The sequence below is a fragment of the Arthrobacter sp. MDT2-16 genome (genome assembly GCF_054510925.1).
In genome coordinates this window covers 1-15007 of the sequence record NZ_JBTNDP010000007.1, presented here as the reverse complement: position 1 = coordinate 15007, position 15007 = coordinate 1, and the positions used below count along the sequence as shown (strand labels likewise).

The following is a 15007-nucleotide window of genomic DNA, read 5'->3' as shown; positions in this document are numbered from 1 at the left end:
ATCAGACTGCTCGCTTCCGCAATCTGCGCCGCTCGCGCTCGGAGAGCCCGCCCCAGATGCCGAAGCGCTCGTCGTTCTCCAGCGCGTACTCGAGGCACTCGGACTTCACCATGCACGCACCGCAGACCTTCTTCGCGTCGCGGGTGGAGCCGCCCTTCTCGGGGAAGAAGGCCTCGGGGTCGGTCTGGGCACACAGGGCGTCGGCCTGCCACGACAGTTCGCCGTCGTCGTCCACGTTCCCGGGAGCGATGGGCAGACCTGTCCAGCCGGGCTGCGTGGTGGGAGCCGGCGGACGCACGTCCTCGCGCACGCCGGGCAGGATGCTGTAGGACCCGGGGTTCCCGGAGGGGAGCACGAACAGGCTGCTGGGGCCCTCGTCCATGTCGGGAAGGGCAGCGAGCGCCTCGTGGGCCGCGAGGAAGGCCGTGGCCTGGTCCTCGAGGGGGGACCGCATTCCCTCGCGGTACCGCTCCCCTGCCAGCGGATCCGCCGGGTCGAGGAACCAGTCGGCAGGAACGCCCCTCGAGCCGTAGCGGGCGGATGCCTGCGCTGCGATATCTGGTCGTGCGTGAGTGCGTTCAGCCTGCCCCATGGATAGCCCTTCCGGTGTTTCTGTTCCAACATCAGCAGGGGTCGACGCTCGCGCCCCGCTGCCGGAACCAATCCGATGACTAATTACACGGGTGTAAGTCGATTTTCGTCAAGTGGCGGAGGGGATGATATAGATTCGCTAGCGCTGAATCACGGCCGCCACGCCGATCGTACTACCTGTCTTCGTCGGCGCGTCCAAGTAGTCCTTCATCGAGCGGAAGAGGCCCATCATGCCACAGACACCTGCCGGCATCCTTGCCGGGATGAGGTCGGTCAGCCCGACCTCCCCCCGCCTCGTCTGGCACGGACGGGAGGGCCGGATCGAACTGTCCGGCCGCGTCTTCGACAACTGGGTGGCCAAGAGCTCCAACCTCCTCGTCGACGAACTCGACGCCACCGACGGCAGCCTCGTGTCCTTCGACCTGCCGGTCCACTGGAAGTCCCTGGCGCTCGCGTTCGCGTGCTGGCAGGTGGGTGCGCTCGTGGTCCTCCCCGACCCCGACACCGACACCGACACCGACACCGACACCGACATCGTCCTGTCGTCGCGCGCGGCCGGCGCCGTCGAGCCCCCGCGCCTGCTCGCCTGTGTGGCGCTCGGTTCGCTGGCGCTGCGCTGGGACGGTCCCTTGCCGCAGGGCGCCGTGGACTTCGCCGCCGAGGTGCGCTCGCACGGTGACGTCTACCTCGGGCAACCGCGCGACGACCCCGGCGCAGCCCTCGTGCTCGCCGGGGGCGGGACGCTGACGGCCCAGGACCTGCTGGCCTCCATCGCGCTGCCGACCGGGACGGGACCCACGGCCAGCGCCTCGGACGCGACGGCGACCGCCGTCGGCGGCCAGGACGGGCTGACCCTGCTGCTGGGGCCCGGCGCATCGCTCGGGCGCGCCCTGGCTGCGGCGCTGGCCGTCTGGGATCTCGGCGGCGTGCTGGTCCTCGTCGAGGACGGAGTCCCGGTCACCGACCGCCTGCTGGCCGGCGAGCGCGTCACCGGCCGGCTGGGGGCTACCTAACCGGCGGATGCCCTACTGGTCGGCCGGGGACTGCCTGGCCGGCCGGCCCACCGGCACTGCCGGCGCTTCCGGCTCGGACGCGCGTGCCGAACCGCCCGGGTGCAGGATCTCCTGGTCGTGGCTGAACTCGGGCTCGGCGTCGAGCTCGACGTTGAACACCCAGAAGCGGTAGGCCACGAACCGCACCAGGGTGGCGAGCACCGTACCGAAGATACCGACGACGAACAGGGAACTCGGCTCGGTGACGTCGAAGGCGTACTTCGCGACCCACACGCAGCCGGCGGCGATACCCATGCCGATGACGTTGATGAAGACGAACATGAGGAGCTCACGGGCGGCATTGGGCTGGCGGCGCCGGCGGAACGTCCAGTAGCGGTTGGCCACCCAGGCGAAGATCGTGGCGATACCGGCCGAGACGAAGCGCGCCTTGACCTCGCTGCCGCTCATGGGCCCGTGGATCAGGTACCAGTACAGCCCGTTGTCGATGACGAAGGCCACACCGCCCACCGCGCCGAACTTCGCCACCTCGCGCCAGAAGAGGGATGCGAGGCCCCTGAGCCTGTCCATGAGTCCTGCCACTGCGTACCTCCGCGGTCGGTGTGCGAACGCCGCCGCAGGGCATGGCGTCCCGGCGCGTGCGGGACGCACCGCGACATGAGCCGGCTGAGCGAGCCACCCATGCCGACCTCTGCGTGGCGTGTTTCGCCCTATTTTACGGGGTCGGGCCCGCGGCGGGGTCTGGAAGTCGTGGATGTGCACCTGGGAGCTTCCCGGGAAGGGCTACGGCGTCCACCGGAGGTGACGGGACACACCGGCAGGACACGCGAGGCGGGACACACAAGGACATGCAGGAACACGCAGGAACACGCGGACGATGGCCGGGCCCGCCGTCGCCGTGGGTACGCTGTAACGGTGACTTTTCCCGTGATAGGCGTGATCGGCGGCGGCCAGCTCGCCCGGATGATGGCCGGACCCGCCGTCGAACTCGGTCTCGAACTGCGCGTCCTGGCGGAGGGCCCCGACGTCTCCGCCGTGGCAGCCGTAGCTCATTCGCACGTCGGTGACTACCGCGACCTCGCGACGCTGCGCGCCTTCGCCGCGGGCGTGGACGTCCTGACCTTCGACCACGAGCACGTACCGGGTGATCTGCTGGAGGACCTGGAGCGCGACGGCGTGTCCATCCATCCCTCGCCCTCGGCCCTCCGCCACGCGCAGGACAAGCTCGTGATGCGGCGCGCGGTCGAGGACCTGGGGCTGCCCAACCCCGCGTGGCGGGCGGTGCGCACCCCTGCCGACGTCGACGCCTTCGCGGCCGCCACGGGATGGCCCGTGGTCCTGAAGACGCCGCGCGGCGGATACGACGGCAAGGGCGTGCTCGTGCTGCGCGATGCCGCAGGCCTCGCCGGCGCGCAGGACTGGTTCACCGGCGGGGACCTGCTCGTCGAGCAGTTCGTGCCCTTCAGCCGCGAGCTCTCGGTGCTCGTGGCGCGGCGCCCCTCCGGCGACGCCGTGACCTGGCCGGTCGTCGAGTCGATCCAGGTGGACAGCGTGTGCAACGAGGTCCTGGCCCCCGCCCCGGACCTGCCGGCCGAGGTGGCCGACGCCGTCACCTCGGCCGCGCTGCGGCTCGCCGAGCACCTCGGCGTCACCGGTGTCATGGCGGTGGAGCTGTTCGAGACGCCGGGCGTGGGGGTCGGCTACCTCATCAACGAGCTCGCCATGCGTCCCCACAATTCCGGTCACTGGACCATGGACGGGGCCATCACCGGCCAGTTCGAGCAGCACCTCCGCGCGGTGCTCGACCTCCCGCTCGGCGCGACACACGCGGTGGGGCAGCACACCGTGATGAAGAACGTCCTCGGCGGTGCCAACACCGACATCTACGCCGCCTACCGGTCGGCGTTGTCCTCAGGCCCGTCCGCTAAGGTGCACTTCTACGGCAAGGACGTCCGTCCGGGTCGCAAGATCGGCCATGTGAACGCACTGGCGGCCCCGGGTGAACCGCTCGCCGCCGTGCGCGCGAGGGCCTCGAAGGTTGCCGCGATACTCCGCGACGGCACCACCCCGAACGACTCCGCCACGGTTCGACCGAAGGGAATGCAGTGACGAACGCGCAGGTAGGCCTCGTGATGGGCTCGGACTCGGACTGGCCCGTGATGGAGGCCGCAGCCGCCGCGCTGGCCGAGTTCTCGATCCCCTACGAGGCCGACGTCGTGTCGGCCCACCGCATGCCGACCGCCATGATCGAGTACGGCACGACGGCGCACGAGCGCGGCCTGCGTGTGATCATCGCCGGCGCCGGCGGAGCGGCACATCTCCCCGGCATGCTCGCCTCCGTGACCCCGATGCCCGTGATCGGCGTCCCCGTCCCCCTGCGCCACCTCGACGGCATGGACTCGCTGCTCTCGATCGTCCAGATGCCCGCGGGCATCCCCGTGGCCACCGTCTCCATCGGCGGCGCCCGCAACGCCGGGCTCCTCGCCGTCCGCATGCTCGCCGCCGGCACCGACGGGCAGGCGGCGGCGCTCCGCGCGCAGCTCGTCGAGTTCTCCGGCGCCCTCCGTCGGACCGCGGAGAACAAGGGCGCCGCCCTGCGCGCGTCCCTCGCGGCATCGACTGCGGAGGACGCATGATCACCGGCACCCGCATCAGCGATGCCGGCAGCACCGGCAGCACCATTGCCGGACTGACCGATCCCGTCCGCCACCCGCAGACCGCGTCGCCCGAGGTGCGCACCAAGCGCGCCTTCGTCCTGCTCGCCATGACGCTCGTCCTGCCCGGTTCCGCCCAGGTGGTCGCGGGCGACCGCCGGCTCGGTCGCCGTGCGCTCAGAACCACGTTCGCGTGCTGGGCGCTCCTGCTCCTCGGGCTCGTCCTCGCGCTGACCAACCGCACGCTCGCGGTCGGCGTCGTGACGCACCGCTGGTGGTCGCTCGCGCTGATCGTCGCGCTCCTCGGGATCGCGCTGGCCTGGGCACTGCTCTTCGTCAACACCCTCCGCCTCATCAGGATGCCGTTGCTCGATCGCGGTGTCCGGCCGCTCGTGGCCGGCACCCTGGCGCTCCTGATGGTCCTCACCAGCGGATCGCTCGCCTACGGCGCCTATGTGCTGGGTGTCGGCCGCTCGACGGTGGGCTCGATCTTCCAGTCCGGCCCCGCGTTCGACCCGGTGGACGGACGGTACAACTTCCTGCTCATGGGCGGCGACGCCGGCGAGGACCGCACCGGCCGCCGTCCCGACAGCATCTCCGTGATCAGCGTCGACGCCGAGACCGGCGCGACCGTCACCTTCAGCATCCCCCGCAACTTCCAGAACGCGCAGTTCTCCGAGGACTCTCCCCTCTGGGAGCCCTACCCCGACGGTTACAACTGCGGTGATCCGTGCATCATCAACAGCCTCTACACCGACGTGGCCCAGAACTACCCCGACCTCTACCCCGGGGCGGCGGACCCCGGGGCCGAGGCCATGATGGACGCCGCGAGCGGCGTGCTCGGCATCGAGGTGCAGTCCTACCTGCTCGTCGACATGGACGGGTTCGAGCAGCTCGTCGACGCCATGGGCGGTATCCGGATCGATGCGGGCGGCTGGGTGCCCATCACCGCCGGCGAGATCCCCGGCTCCTTCCCCATCCGCCACTACCCGCCGGACGGCTGGATCAGGCCCGGGGTCCAGACCCTCGACGGCTACCACGCCCTCTGGTACGCGAGGTCCCGCGAGTTCGTCACCGACTACGACCGCATCGCCCGCCAGCAGTGCGTCCAGCAGGCGATGATCGCGCAGCTCGATCCCGCCACCGTCCTGACGCGCTTCCAGTCGATCGCCGCGGCCGGCACGCAGATCGTCGAGACGGACATCCCCCAGGACCAGCTGGCGAGCTTCGTGGACCTGGGCCTGAAGGCCCAGGGGCAGGAGACCCGGCGCCTGACCATCGGTCCTCCGGACTTCGGCACGCCCGCGGAGAACTTCGTGACCTACCCGGACTTCGACCTCATCCACGAGCGCGTCCAGGGGATGTTCGCGGCGGCCGGGCCCGCCGCGGACGGGGTCCTGCCGCTGGATCGCGCGGGCCTCGTCGGGACTGTGCCCGCGCAGACCACCGGCGACGACATCACCGAGGAGTACCTGCAGGAGCTGGCGACGATCGGCGACGACGCGACGCTCGGCGACCTGCTGGCGAACAACGGCCAGTGCTCCCCCGCCTGACCCGCACCGCCCCGCACCTGCCCTCCTGACCCGTCCCGGCCCGCCGGCGGACGGGCCCGGACGGTCCGCCCGACCAGCCGAAGGACCCGATGATGTATCTCCTCGAGAACCCCCTCCGCCCCTACGCCTGGGGATCGCCGAGCGCCATCGCCGACCTGCTGGGACGGGAGCCGTCGGGCGGGCCCGAGGCCGAACTCTGGGTCGGGGCACATCCCGACTCGCCGTCGCAGGCGCTCCACGCCGACGGGCGGCAGCAGGGCCTGCACGAGCTGATCGGGGAGGACCCGCGGGCACTCCTCGGCGAGCCGGTCGCCGACCGCTTCGACAACCGGCTCCCGTTCCTCCTGAAAGTGCTCGCGGCCGGCACACCCCTGTCCCTGCAGGTGCACCCGAGCCTGGAGCAGGCGGCCGCGGGGTTCGACGCCGAGGAGGAGCGGGGCGTCCCCCGCGACGCCCCGCACCGCAACTACCGCGACCGCAACCACAAGCCCGAGATGATCTACGCCCTGACCCCGTTCGAGGCGCTCTGCGGGTTCCGCCCCCTGCCGGAGGCGGCGGGGATCTTCTCGGTCCTCGCCTCCGCCGTCGAACCGGGCTCACCGGCCCACGACCTCCTCGACACCGTCGCCGCGCATCTCGCCTCGGGTGACGCCGAGGCGCTCCGGCGGTCCTTCACACTGCTGCTCGAGGCGTCCGAGGAGATCGTCCACGAGGTCGAAGCCGCCGCCGGACGCGCCGGGGTGGACGCTTCCGCGACCGGGCCCTCCGTCACCGACGATCTCGCGACCATCACCGAACTCTCCGGCCAGTACCCGGGAGACCCGGGCGTCCTCGTGGCCCTGTTGCTCAACCGCGTGGCCCTGCGGCCCGGGGAGGCCCTGTACCTGCCGGCCGGGAACGTCCACGCCTACCTGCGCGGGCTGGGCATCGAGGTCATGGCGTCCTCGGACAACGTCCTGCGGGGCGGTCTGACACCCAAGCACGTCGACACGGCCGAACTGCTCGCCACCGTGGTCTTCGAGCCGCTCGCACCCCCCTCGCTCGCCGCCGAGTACACGCTCCTGGACCAGGAGCTGTACCGCCCGCCGTTCGACGAGTTCCAGCTCCAGCGCATCGTCCTGGAGGACGCCGCGGCGGGTCCGCGGGGCGAGTCCGGTGACGCCGCCGACGACGGCAGGGCGGACAGTGCCCTGCCTGTGGGCGAGAGCCTCACCCCCGCGCACGTGCCGGTGGTGCAGAACGGCCCCGTGGTGGTCCTGGCCGTCAGCGGACCGATCCTCCTCGACAACCCGAACTCCACCCTCATGGTTCCGCGCGGCGGCAGCGCCTTCGTCGCGGCGTCGGAGGCGCCGCTCGTCGTCCGTCCGGCAGCCGACCACGCCGGGGCGACGGACGGCCCCGTGCTGGCGTTCGCCGTGACGGTCGGCGGCGCGCCCACCCTCTAGGGCACGTCCACGACGTGCCCGGACCCGGACAGGGGCCGGGATGCCCTACGAGCGGCCGCGGACCTGCCGCACCCTGGTGATCGCCCGGCCCGCCTGCCGGCGCGCGAGCTGCATGCCCCGCTTGGCCACCGGCAGGGCACGGCTGAAGAGCGGGTAGAACGGCGAGAGCGGCAGGTCCCACGTACCCGCGAGCTGGTCCTCGTGCTGCGCCCAGCCCATCTTGAAGCGGGACACGCCGTCGTTCAGGAGCCCGTTGAAGTCGTAGCGCTCCACGCCGCGTGCCTTCATCTCCTGGATGGCGAACCACTTGAGGGCGTAGTTGGCGCGCAGCCGCTCCCCCTCCTCCGTCATGCCGCCGTAGAGCTCGAAGGACGTGGTGCCCGTCGCCGAGATCCAGAGGAAGGCGACGACGTCGTCGCCGGAGAAGGCCGCGTAGACCGGCGAGGCGTCCCCGAGGTTGTCGAAGATGTCGAGGTAGTAGGAGTCCTCGTGGATCCCGAAGCCGGCGCGCTCGGCGGTGAGCCGGTACACGTCGAGGCAGGCGCCGATCTCGCCGCGCACCACGCGGCGGATCTCCAGCCCCTCCCGCCCGGACTTGCGGATGTACTGGCGGTGCTTCTTCGTCATGTCCGCGAGCAGCTCCTCCTCGGAGCGTCGCAGGTCGAGGATGAGCGTGCGCCCGATGAGGATGGTGTTGGTGCTCGCGCGCCAGCCGGCCGCCGGGAGGGCGCGGACCGCACTGCTCGCAGCGTCCCAGTCGGGTTCGATGGACAGCGCCACCGAGTGGTGCGCCGCACGGACATAACCGGCGACGGCCTCGAGGACCTCGATCTCCCGCCCCTCGGCCGTTTGGGGCCCGCGGGGGATGTACGCGAGGTTCCGCAGCGGCCCCGGCAGCGACTTCAGGACGAGCTGGGCCGCGCCGACGACCACGCCGTCCTCGGTCACGATCACCCGGTCGGCGCTCCAGCCGTGCGCCGCCTTCGTCTCCCCCCATCCCCACAGCTGCTGGGGATGTCCGCCCAGCTGGTCGACGGTGGTGTCCCACCGGTCACGGTCGAAGCAGGGCGAAACGGAAAGGCTCATCCGACCAGCCTATAGGGGCGCGCTCCCGCCGCCGAGCCGGGCGCGCGCCGCCAGGGGCTCGGCGGGGAGCGGTCCCCCTAGTCCTTGACGCGGGCGTAGGTCTCCCACTTGTGGGCCTGGTGCTCGCCGTCGACCACGCGGATGGTGCCGGACTTGGAGCGCATGACCATGGACTGGGTGAGGACCTTGTCCTTGCTGTAGCGCACGCCACGCAGCAGGTCGCCGTCGGTGATGCCGGTCGCGGCGAAGTAGCAGTTGTCGCTCGTGACGAGATCGTTGGTGGACAGGACGCGATCGAGGTCGTGCCCGGCATCGAGGGCTTTCTGCTTCTCGTCATCGCTCGTGGGCCACAGCCGGCCCTGGATGACCCCGCCCAGGGACTTGATCGCGCACGCCGCGACGATCCCCTCGGGGGTCCCGCCGATGCCCATCAGCGCGTCCACGTCGGTGCCCTCGCGGGCCGCGGCGATCGCACCGGCGACGTCACCGTCCATGATGAACTTCGTGCGCGCCCCGGCGGCGCGGATCTCCTCCACGAGGGGCTTGTGGCGGTCGCGGTCCAGGATCATGACGTTGAGCTGGCTGACCTTCTTGCCGTTGGCCTTGGCGATCAGGTGGAGGTTCTGCTTCACGGGCAGGCGCAGATCCACCATGTCGGCTGCCTCGGGCCCGGTGACGAGCTTCTCCATGTAGAACACGGCGGACGGGTCGAACATGGAGCCACGCTCGGCGACCGCGAGCACGGCCAGGGCGTTGTTGATGCCCAGCGCCGTCAGGCGGGTGCCGTCGATCGGGTCCACGGCGACGTCGCACTCGGGTCCGCTGCCATCGCCCACGTGCTCGCCGTTGAAGAGCATCGGGGCCTCGTCCTTCTCGCCCTCCCCGATCACCACGACGCCGTTAAAGTGCACGGTCTGCAGGAGCGAGCGCATCGCGTCCACCGCGGCGCCGTCGGCGAGGTTCTTGTCCCCGAAGCCCACCCAGTGGCCGCCGGCGATCGCCGCGGCCTCCGTCACGCGGACCAGTTCGAGGGCGAGGTTCCGGTCCGGCTCGTCATCCCCGACGGCCAGCGCCGGGGAGAGGGTGGAGTACTGGGCGTTGGTGGCGTTCTGGGACACGTCTATCCTCATCGTCGAAGGTTCACAGGCAGTACGCGGGCGTGGTGGCCGCCTGCAGTCATCATAGGCGGGTCCGGCGGCCCGCCGCCCGTGATGCTGCGAACTCTCCGGCCCGTGCATCGCCTCCCGGTTAGGTGCCGTGGCCCGCATCAGGGAAAATGGAGGAGTGAGCGAACCAGGCGACGAGCGGACCCCACCGGCCACCCAGGCGGACCTGGACGACGACGCGCCCCCGATCACGCTCACGCCCAACCAGGCCAAGCGCGCCAACGCGACCGCGCGCGGGATGCTCATCGCGACGGGCGCGACGATCGCCGTGGTGCTCCCCGTCTACTTCCTGAATCCCACCTACACCGCCGAGACCTACCGCCGCGACATCGATGTCGAGACCGTCGCACGCCAGGCGGCCGGGGACGCCGGGTACCTGCCCGCCGCACCCGCCCTGCCCGATGACTGGTCCTCGAACTACGCGCGCTGGGTGACCGGCCGCAGCGACGGCGTGGACTTCTGGGAGGTCGGGTTCCTGACCGCGGACACCGGCTTCATCCAGCTCACGCAGACCGACGACGCCAATCCCACCTGGGTGGCCCAGCGGATCGGCGACGCGCAGGTCTCGGGCACACGCACCATCGGCGGGCTCGAGTGGGAGCTGCTCGACTCCCCCGACGGCGACACCGTCCTGAGGTCCGACGTCGACGGCGCCACCGTGATCCTCAACGGCGAGGCATCGCTCACCGAGTTCGACACCATGGGTGGTGCCGTCGTGGAGGACATCCGGCAGAACGCCGTCGAGGAGGCCGAACGCCTGGCGTCGGACGGCGCCTGAGCCCGGACCGGCCCGTAGCAGTACAGTGGTCGGCGTGACCCAGCAACTGACACCGGCCGACGCATGGCTCCGCCTGCAGGAGGGCAACGCCCGCTTCGTCGCCGCCGACTCCTCCCACCCCAACCAGGACGCCTCCCGCCGGGCCGCGCTCGTGGACCGGCAGAACCCGTTCGCCGTGATCTTCGGCTGCTCGGATTCGCGCCTGGCCGCCGAGATCATCTTCGACCTCGGGCTCGGTGACGTCTTCGTGGTCCGCACGGCCGGCCAGGTGATCGACGACGCCGTCCTCGGCTCCCTCGAGTACAGCGTCGGCGTGCTCGGCGTGCCGCTGATCGTGGTCCTCGGGCACGACAGCTGCGGCGCGGTCACCGCGACCATGAACGCCGTCGAGACCGGCGCCATGCCCACCGGCTTCATCCGGGACCTCGTGGAGCGGATCACGCCGTCGGTCCTCACCGCGCGCCGCGCCGGTGTCACGGACGTGAACGCAACCGTGGTCGAGCACACGCGGCAGACCTCGCAGCGGCTGGTCGACTCCTCGCGTGTCATCGCGGACGCCGTCTCCCGCGGGGACGTCGCCGTCATCGGCGTCTCCTACCGCCTGGACGAGGGCAAGGCCGAGCTCGTGTCAGGATTTGGCACCTCGGAGAGCTGAAGGCGAGAATTGCCGCATGACTCCAACGCCTGCAGCCAGCTCCGGATCCGGTTCGACGACGGGCGCGACGCCCGGCACCGAGGACGCGGAGTACCGCATCGAACACGACACCATGGGTGAGGTGCGCGTCCCGGTCCACGCCCTGTACCGGGCGCAGACGCAGCGCGCCGTGGAGAACTTCCCCATCTCCGGGACCACCCTGGAGCGCGCGCACATCGAGGCGCTGGCCCGCATCAAGAAGGCCGCGGCGACCGCCAACGCGGAACTGGGCGTGCTCGACGAGGAGCGCGCCCGCGCCATCGAGGCGGCCGCGGAGGACGTCGCCTCGGGGAAGTACGACGGCGACTTCCCGGTGGACATCTACCAGACCGGGTCGGGGACGTCCTCGAACATGAACGCCAACGAGGTCATCGCGACCCTGGCGAGCCGTGCGCTCGAGGCGGCCGGCAGTGCAACGTCGGTGCACCCCAACGACCACGTCAACGCCTCGCAGTCCTCCAACGACGTCTTCCCCACGTCCGTGCACGTCGCCGCCACGTCGGCCCTCGTGAAGGACCTCGTCCCGGCCCTGGCCCACCTCGCCGAGGCGTTGGAGCGCAAGGCGGAGGAGTTCAGCACCGTGGTGAAGTCCGGGCGCACGCACCTCATGGATGCCACCCCGGTCACTCTCGGCCAGGAGTTCGGCGGCTACGCCGCCCAGGTCCGGTACGGCATCGAGCGCATCGAGGCCTCCCTCCCCCGCGTGGCCGAGGTACCCCTGGGAGGCACCGCCGTCGGCACCGGCATCAACACGCCGGCAGGCTTCTCGGCGCGCGTCATCGAACTCCTCGCCGAGGACACCGGACTCCCCCTGACCGAGGCACGGGACCACTTCGAGGCGCAGGCGAACCGCGACGCGCTCGTCGAGGTCTCGGGCATGCTGCGGACCATCGCCGTCTCGCTCACCAAGATCCACAACGACCTGCGCTGGCTCGGATCGGGCCCCAACACGGGCCTCGGCGAGATCGCGCTCCCCGACCTGCAGCCGGGCTCCTCCATCATGCCGGGCAAGGTGAACCCCGTCATCGCCGAGGCCGTCCTCATGGTCTGCGCGCAGGTGGTCGGCAACGACGCGACGGTGGCCTGGTCCGGCACCAACGGCGCCTTCGAACTCAACGTCGGCATCCCCGTGATCGCCCGCAACGTGCTCGAGTCGATCCGCCTGCTGAGCAACTCGACGCGCGTCTCCGCGGACCGCATGATCGACGGCATCACCGCGAACGTGGAGCGCGCGCGCTTCCTCGCCGAGGCCTCGCCCTCGATCGTCACGCCGCTGAACAAGCACATCGGCTACGAGAACGCGGCGAAGATCGCCAAGAAGGCCGTGGCCGAGGGCCTGACGGTGCGTGAGGCCGTGATCGCACTGGGCTTCGTGGAGCGCGGCGAGCTCACCGAGGAGCAACTCGACTCCGCGCTCGATGTGCTCTCGATGACGCGGCCGCCACAGGCCTGACGGCCAGGAGGACCACCGACTCCGGGAGGGGCGCGCCACGGTGGCGCGTCCCTTCTCTTTGCCGTCCGGCAATTTGCACTTCGATATCCATAGTGCAAATATGTACTCCATGACCAGCAGTGCAAATATCGGGGACCTCGGTCTGCGGGAACGCAAGCGCCGCCGGACCCGCTCGTCCCTGGTGGCGGCAGCCCGCCGCCTGACGCTCGAGAGCGGCCTGAACGGGTTCACCGTGGAGCACCTCTGCGACGAGATCGGCATCTCCCGCCGCACGTTCTTCAACTACTTCCCGTCGAAGGAGGACGCCGTCCTCGGCTCCACCGACGAGGAACTGCCCGAGGAGATCCTGGACGACTTCGTCGCATCAGGGCGCACCGACCCGCCGACGCCGCTGATCGACGCCCTCACCGAACTGTTCGCCGAGTTCGGCAGCAGGCTCACCATCTCCCGCGAGGAGTACGAGACGATGTCGGCCGTCCTGCACCGGGAGCCGCAGCTCATGCCCCGGCTGTTCGCCCGGGCCGAGGCGAAGTCCCAGCTGCTGATCGACCTCATCATCGCGAGGGAGGGCCTGCCCGCGGACTCCCCCACCCCCGGCGTGGCCACGTTCGTGCTCGCCGGGCTCGCCCGCCGGTCCCTCGACGAGTTCTTCGCCGACGGCAACGAGCTGAGCTACCCCGATGTCATCCGCCGCAACATCGACGCGCTGCGCTACCTCTTCCCATCCTCTCCGCCCGAGGCCGCCAGCGGCCTCCCTGCCTCGAACCAGGACCCCTCATGAGTACAACCACGGTGCCGGACGGCCCGCTCCTCCTGACGCAGAGACGCATCTGGATCATCTTCTCGGCGCTCATCGCCGGCATGCTGCTCTCCAGCCTCGACCAGACGATCGTCTCCACCGCCATGCCCACCATCGTGGGCCAGCTCGGCGGCGTCGAACACCAGACGTGGATCACGACGGCGTATCTGCTCGCCACCACGATCGTGATGCCCATCTACGGCAAGTTCGGCGACGTCCTCGGGCGGCGCAACCTGTTCCTCTTCGCGATCGCGCTGTTCACCATCGCGTCCATCGGCTGCGCCTTCGCCACGGACTTCTGGGTGTTCGTCGTGTTCAGGGCCCTCCAGGGCCTCGGCGGCGGCGGCCTCATGATCCTGTCGCAGGCGATCATCGCGGACATCGTGCCCGCCAACGAGCGCGGCAAGTACATGGGCCCCCTCGGCGGCATCTTCGGCCTCAGTGCCGTCGCCGGCCCGCTGCTCGGCGGCTACTTCGTGGACCACCTCACCTGGAACTGGGCCTTCTACATCAACATCCCCGTCGGCATCGCCGCCTTCGCGATCGCCTGGTTCACCCTGCGCCTGCCCTCCAAGAAGGCCACCAGGCGCATCGACATCCCGGGCGTCGTCCTGCTGTCCCTCGCCACGACCTGCCTCATCTTCTTCACGGACTTCGGCGGTGACGCCGCCGAGGGCTGGACATCACCGCTGACGTGGAGCTTCGGCGCCGCCATGGTCCTCGCGGTCATCGCCTTCATCATGGTGGAGCGCCGCGCCGAGGACCCCATCATCCCCCTCGAGCTGTTCCGCAACCGCACCTTCGTCACCAGCACCGGCATCGGCCTCACGCTCGGCCTCGGCATGTTCGCGGCCCTGGCCTTCATGCCGACGTTCCTGCAGATGGCCTCCGGCACCTCCGCCGCCGTGTCCGGGCTGCTGCTCGTACCCATGATCATCGGCCTCATGGGGACCTCGATCTACTCGGGCCTCGCGATCTCCCGCACGGGCCACTACCGGAAGTACCCGATCATCGGCACGTCGCTGACGCTCGTCACACTGCTGTGGATGTCTACCCTCACCGCGAGCACCCCCATCTGGGTCATCTGCACCATGCTGTTCTTCTTCGGCGCCGGGCTCGGCCTGATCATGCAGGTCATCGTCCTCGTGGTGCAGAACTCGGTGGCACCGACCATGATCGGCGTCGCGACGAGCACCAACAACTACTTCCGCGAGGTCGGCGCATCCCTCGGCGTCGCCGTCTTCGGCGCGATCTTCACCAGCCGGCTCTCCGAGCGGCTGCGGGAGACGTTCGCGGCCGCAGGAGCGAGTCCCGAGGCCGCCGGGGAGGCGACGTCCACCCTCGATCCGGCAGCGCTGAATGCGCTGCCGGACCAGGTACGGGATGCCGTGGTGAGCGACTACGCCGAGTCGCTGGCCCCCGTGTTCCTGTACCTGGTGCCCTTCCTGGTGATCGCGCTGGTCCTCGCCCTCCTGCTCCGCGAGATCCCGCTGTCCGAGACCTCGGGCATGGTGGCGCGCGGTGAGGCGATCGGCGGCGAGGAAGCGCTCCGCCTGGAACGCGAGCGGGCTGCGGCAGCTCTCACGGGCGGATCCTCGGCGGTCGCGGTGGACACCTCGCCGTCCGGCGCCCGGCCCGATCCGCGCGACGGCTCCCCGGGGCGCTCCGGCCTCTAGCCGTCCTGCCCCGCAGCACCGCCGGGAAGTAGGGGGGGGGGGGGGGGGGGGGGGAGGGGGGGGGGGGGGGGGGGGAGGGGGGGGGGGGGGGGGGGGAGCGCG

The 15007-nt window shown here is 70.7% G+C and carries 14 protein-coding genes; 10 read left to right on the top strand and 4 right to left on the bottom strand.

Features of this window, described 5'->3' with window-relative positions:
* Position 1: 1 nt before the first annotated feature.
* Entirely contained in the window at positions 2 to 592 is a 591-nt protein-coding gene (locus ACX80N_RS12925) for a WhiB family transcriptional regulator (RefSeq protein WP_105031380.1), read from the bottom strand.
* A gap of 229 nt (positions 593 to 821) precedes the next feature.
* Here ACX80N_RS12925 and ACX80N_RS12920 point away from each other — a divergent pair, with 229 nt between their 5' ends.
* Complete coding sequence (locus ACX80N_RS12920; RefSeq protein ID WP_459339724.1) at positions 822 to 1604, top strand: TIGR03089 family protein; 783 nt, start codon at positions 822 to 824, stop codon at positions 1602 to 1604.
* Between the two features lie 12 nt (positions 1605 to 1616).
* Here the strand turns inward: ACX80N_RS12920 and ACX80N_RS12915 are convergent, their stop codons facing one another.
* Positions 1617 to 2171, bottom strand: coding sequence for a GtrA family protein (locus ACX80N_RS12915; RefSeq protein ID WP_105031378.1), 555 nt, complete (start codon positions 2169 to 2171; stop codon positions 1617 to 1619).
* A gap of 345 nt (positions 2172 to 2516) precedes the next feature.
* On the opposite strand from ACX80N_RS12915, the gene ACX80N_RS12910 reads away from it, so the two are divergent.
* From ACX80N_RS12910 to manA, 4 genes are all read left to right on the top strand, one after another.
* The gene (locus ACX80N_RS12910) at positions 2517 to 3710 is read left to right on the top strand and encodes a 5-(carboxyamino)imidazole ribonucleotide synthase (RefSeq protein WP_459339723.1); all 1194 of its coding nucleotides are present in this window, start codon (positions 2517 to 2519) and stop codon (positions 3708 to 3710) included.
* A 23-nt stretch (positions 3711 to 3733) separates the two neighbouring features.
* Positions 3734 to 4237, top strand: coding sequence for a 5-(carboxyamino)imidazole ribonucleotide mutase (gene purE / locus ACX80N_RS12905; protein ID WP_459339852.1), 504 nt, complete (start codon positions 3734 to 3736; stop codon positions 4235 to 4237).
* A complete protein-coding gene (locus ACX80N_RS12900; RefSeq protein WP_459339722.1) occupies positions 4234 to 5808 on the top strand; it encodes an LCP family protein in 1575 nt (524 codons plus the stop codon). Before purE ends, ACX80N_RS12900 begins: the two co-directional genes overlap by 4 nt.
* A gap of 92 nt (positions 5809 to 5900) precedes the next feature.
* Positions 5901 to 7253: a mannose-6-phosphate isomerase, class I gene (gene manA, locus ACX80N_RS12895; protein ID WP_459339721.1), complete on the top strand. Its 1353-nt coding sequence runs from the start codon at positions 5901 to 5903 to the stop codon at positions 7251 to 7253.
* Between the two features lie 45 nt (positions 7254 to 7298).
* Here manA and ACX80N_RS12890 read toward each other — a convergent pair whose 3' ends face one another.
* Positions 7299 to 8339 carry a lipid II:glycine glycyltransferase FemX gene (locus tag ACX80N_RS12890; protein WP_459339720.1) on the bottom strand — a complete coding sequence of 347 codons (1041 nt, stop codon included), beginning with the start codon at positions 8337 to 8339 and terminating at the stop codon, positions 7299 to 7301.
* 77 nt (positions 8340 to 8416) lie between these two features.
* A complete protein-coding gene (glpX, locus tag ACX80N_RS12885; protein WP_104180123.1) occupies positions 8417 to 9469 on the bottom strand; it encodes a class II fructose-bisphosphatase in 1053 nt (350 codons plus the stop codon).
* 154 nt (positions 9470 to 9623) lie between these two features.
* Here glpX and ACX80N_RS12880 point away from each other — a divergent pair, with 154 nt between their 5' ends.
* The 5 genes from ACX80N_RS12880 to ACX80N_RS12860 all read left to right on the top strand — a co-directional run bounded on the left by ACX80N_RS12880 (position 9624) and on the right by ACX80N_RS12860 (position 14905).
* Positions 9624 to 10283, top strand: a complete 660-nt coding sequence (locus ACX80N_RS12880) for a DUF4245 domain-containing protein (protein ID WP_240615055.1) — start codon at positions 9624 to 9626, stop codon at positions 10281 to 10283.
* A gap of 34 nt (positions 10284 to 10317) precedes the next feature.
* Positions 10318 to 10938 carry a carbonic anhydrase gene (locus ACX80N_RS12875; protein WP_105031637.1) on the top strand — a complete coding sequence of 207 codons (621 nt, stop codon included), beginning with the start codon at positions 10318 to 10320 and terminating at the stop codon, positions 10936 to 10938.
* Positions 10939 to 10954: 16 nt separating this feature from the next.
* Entirely contained in the window at positions 10955 to 12430 is a 1476-nt protein-coding gene (locus ACX80N_RS12870) for a class II fumarate hydratase (RefSeq protein WP_459339719.1), read from the top strand.
* A 109-nt stretch (positions 12431 to 12539) separates the two neighbouring features.
* Positions 12540 to 13211, top strand: coding sequence for a TetR/AcrR family transcriptional regulator (locus tag ACX80N_RS12865; protein ID WP_459339718.1), 672 nt, complete (start codon positions 12540 to 12542; stop codon positions 13209 to 13211).
* Complete coding sequence (locus ACX80N_RS12860) at positions 13208 to 14905, top strand: MDR family MFS transporter (protein WP_459339717.1); 1698 nt, start codon at positions 13208 to 13210, stop codon at positions 14903 to 14905. The genes ACX80N_RS12865 and ACX80N_RS12860 overlap by 4 nt, the downstream gene beginning before the upstream one ends.
* The last annotated feature ends 102 nt before the right edge of the window (positions 14906 to 15007 follow it).

What these genes read in the sequence shown, in the direction of transcription:
- ACX80N_RS12920 (WP_459339724.1), top strand. Translation starts at nt 822, where the DNA reads ATGCCACAGACACCTGCCGGCATCCTTGCCGGGATGAGGTCGGTCAGC.
- ACX80N_RS12865 (WP_459339718.1), top strand. Translation starts at nt 12,540, where the DNA reads ATGACCAGCAGTGCAAATATCGGGGACCTCGGTCTGCGGGAACGCAAG.
- ACX80N_RS12915 (WP_105031378.1), bottom strand. Translation starts at nt 2,171, where the DNA reads ATGGACAGGCTCAGGGGCCTCGCATCCCTCTTCTGGCGCGAGGTGGCG.
- manA (WP_459339721.1), top strand. Translation starts at nt 5,901, where the DNA reads ATGTATCTCCTCGAGAACCCCCTCCGCCCCTACGCCTGGGGATCGCCG.
- ACX80N_RS12860 (WP_459339717.1), top strand. Translation starts at nt 13,208, where the DNA reads ATGAGTACAACCACGGTGCCGGACGGCCCGCTCCTCCTGACGCAGAGA.
- purE (WP_459339852.1), top strand. Translation starts at nt 3,734, where the DNA reads ATGGGCTCGGACTCGGACTGGCCCGTGATGGAGGCCGCAGCCGCCGCG.
- ACX80N_RS12870 (WP_459339719.1), top strand. Translation starts at nt 10,955, where the DNA reads ATGACTCCAACGCCTGCAGCCAGCTCCGGATCCGGTTCGACGACGGGC.
- glpX (WP_104180123.1), bottom strand. Translation starts at nt 9,469, where the DNA reads ATGAGGATAGACGTGTCCCAGAACGCCACCAACGCCCAGTACTCCACC.
- ACX80N_RS12925 (WP_105031380.1), bottom strand. Translation starts at nt 592, where the DNA reads ATGGGGCAGGCTGAACGCACTCACGCACGACCAGATATCGCAGCGCAG.
- ACX80N_RS12890 (WP_459339720.1), bottom strand. Translation starts at nt 8,339, where the DNA reads ATGAGCCTTTCCGTTTCGCCCTGCTTCGACCGTGACCGGTGGGACACC.
- ACX80N_RS12900 (WP_459339722.1), top strand. Translation starts at nt 4,234, where the DNA reads ATGATCACCGGCACCCGCATCAGCGATGCCGGCAGCACCGGCAGCACC.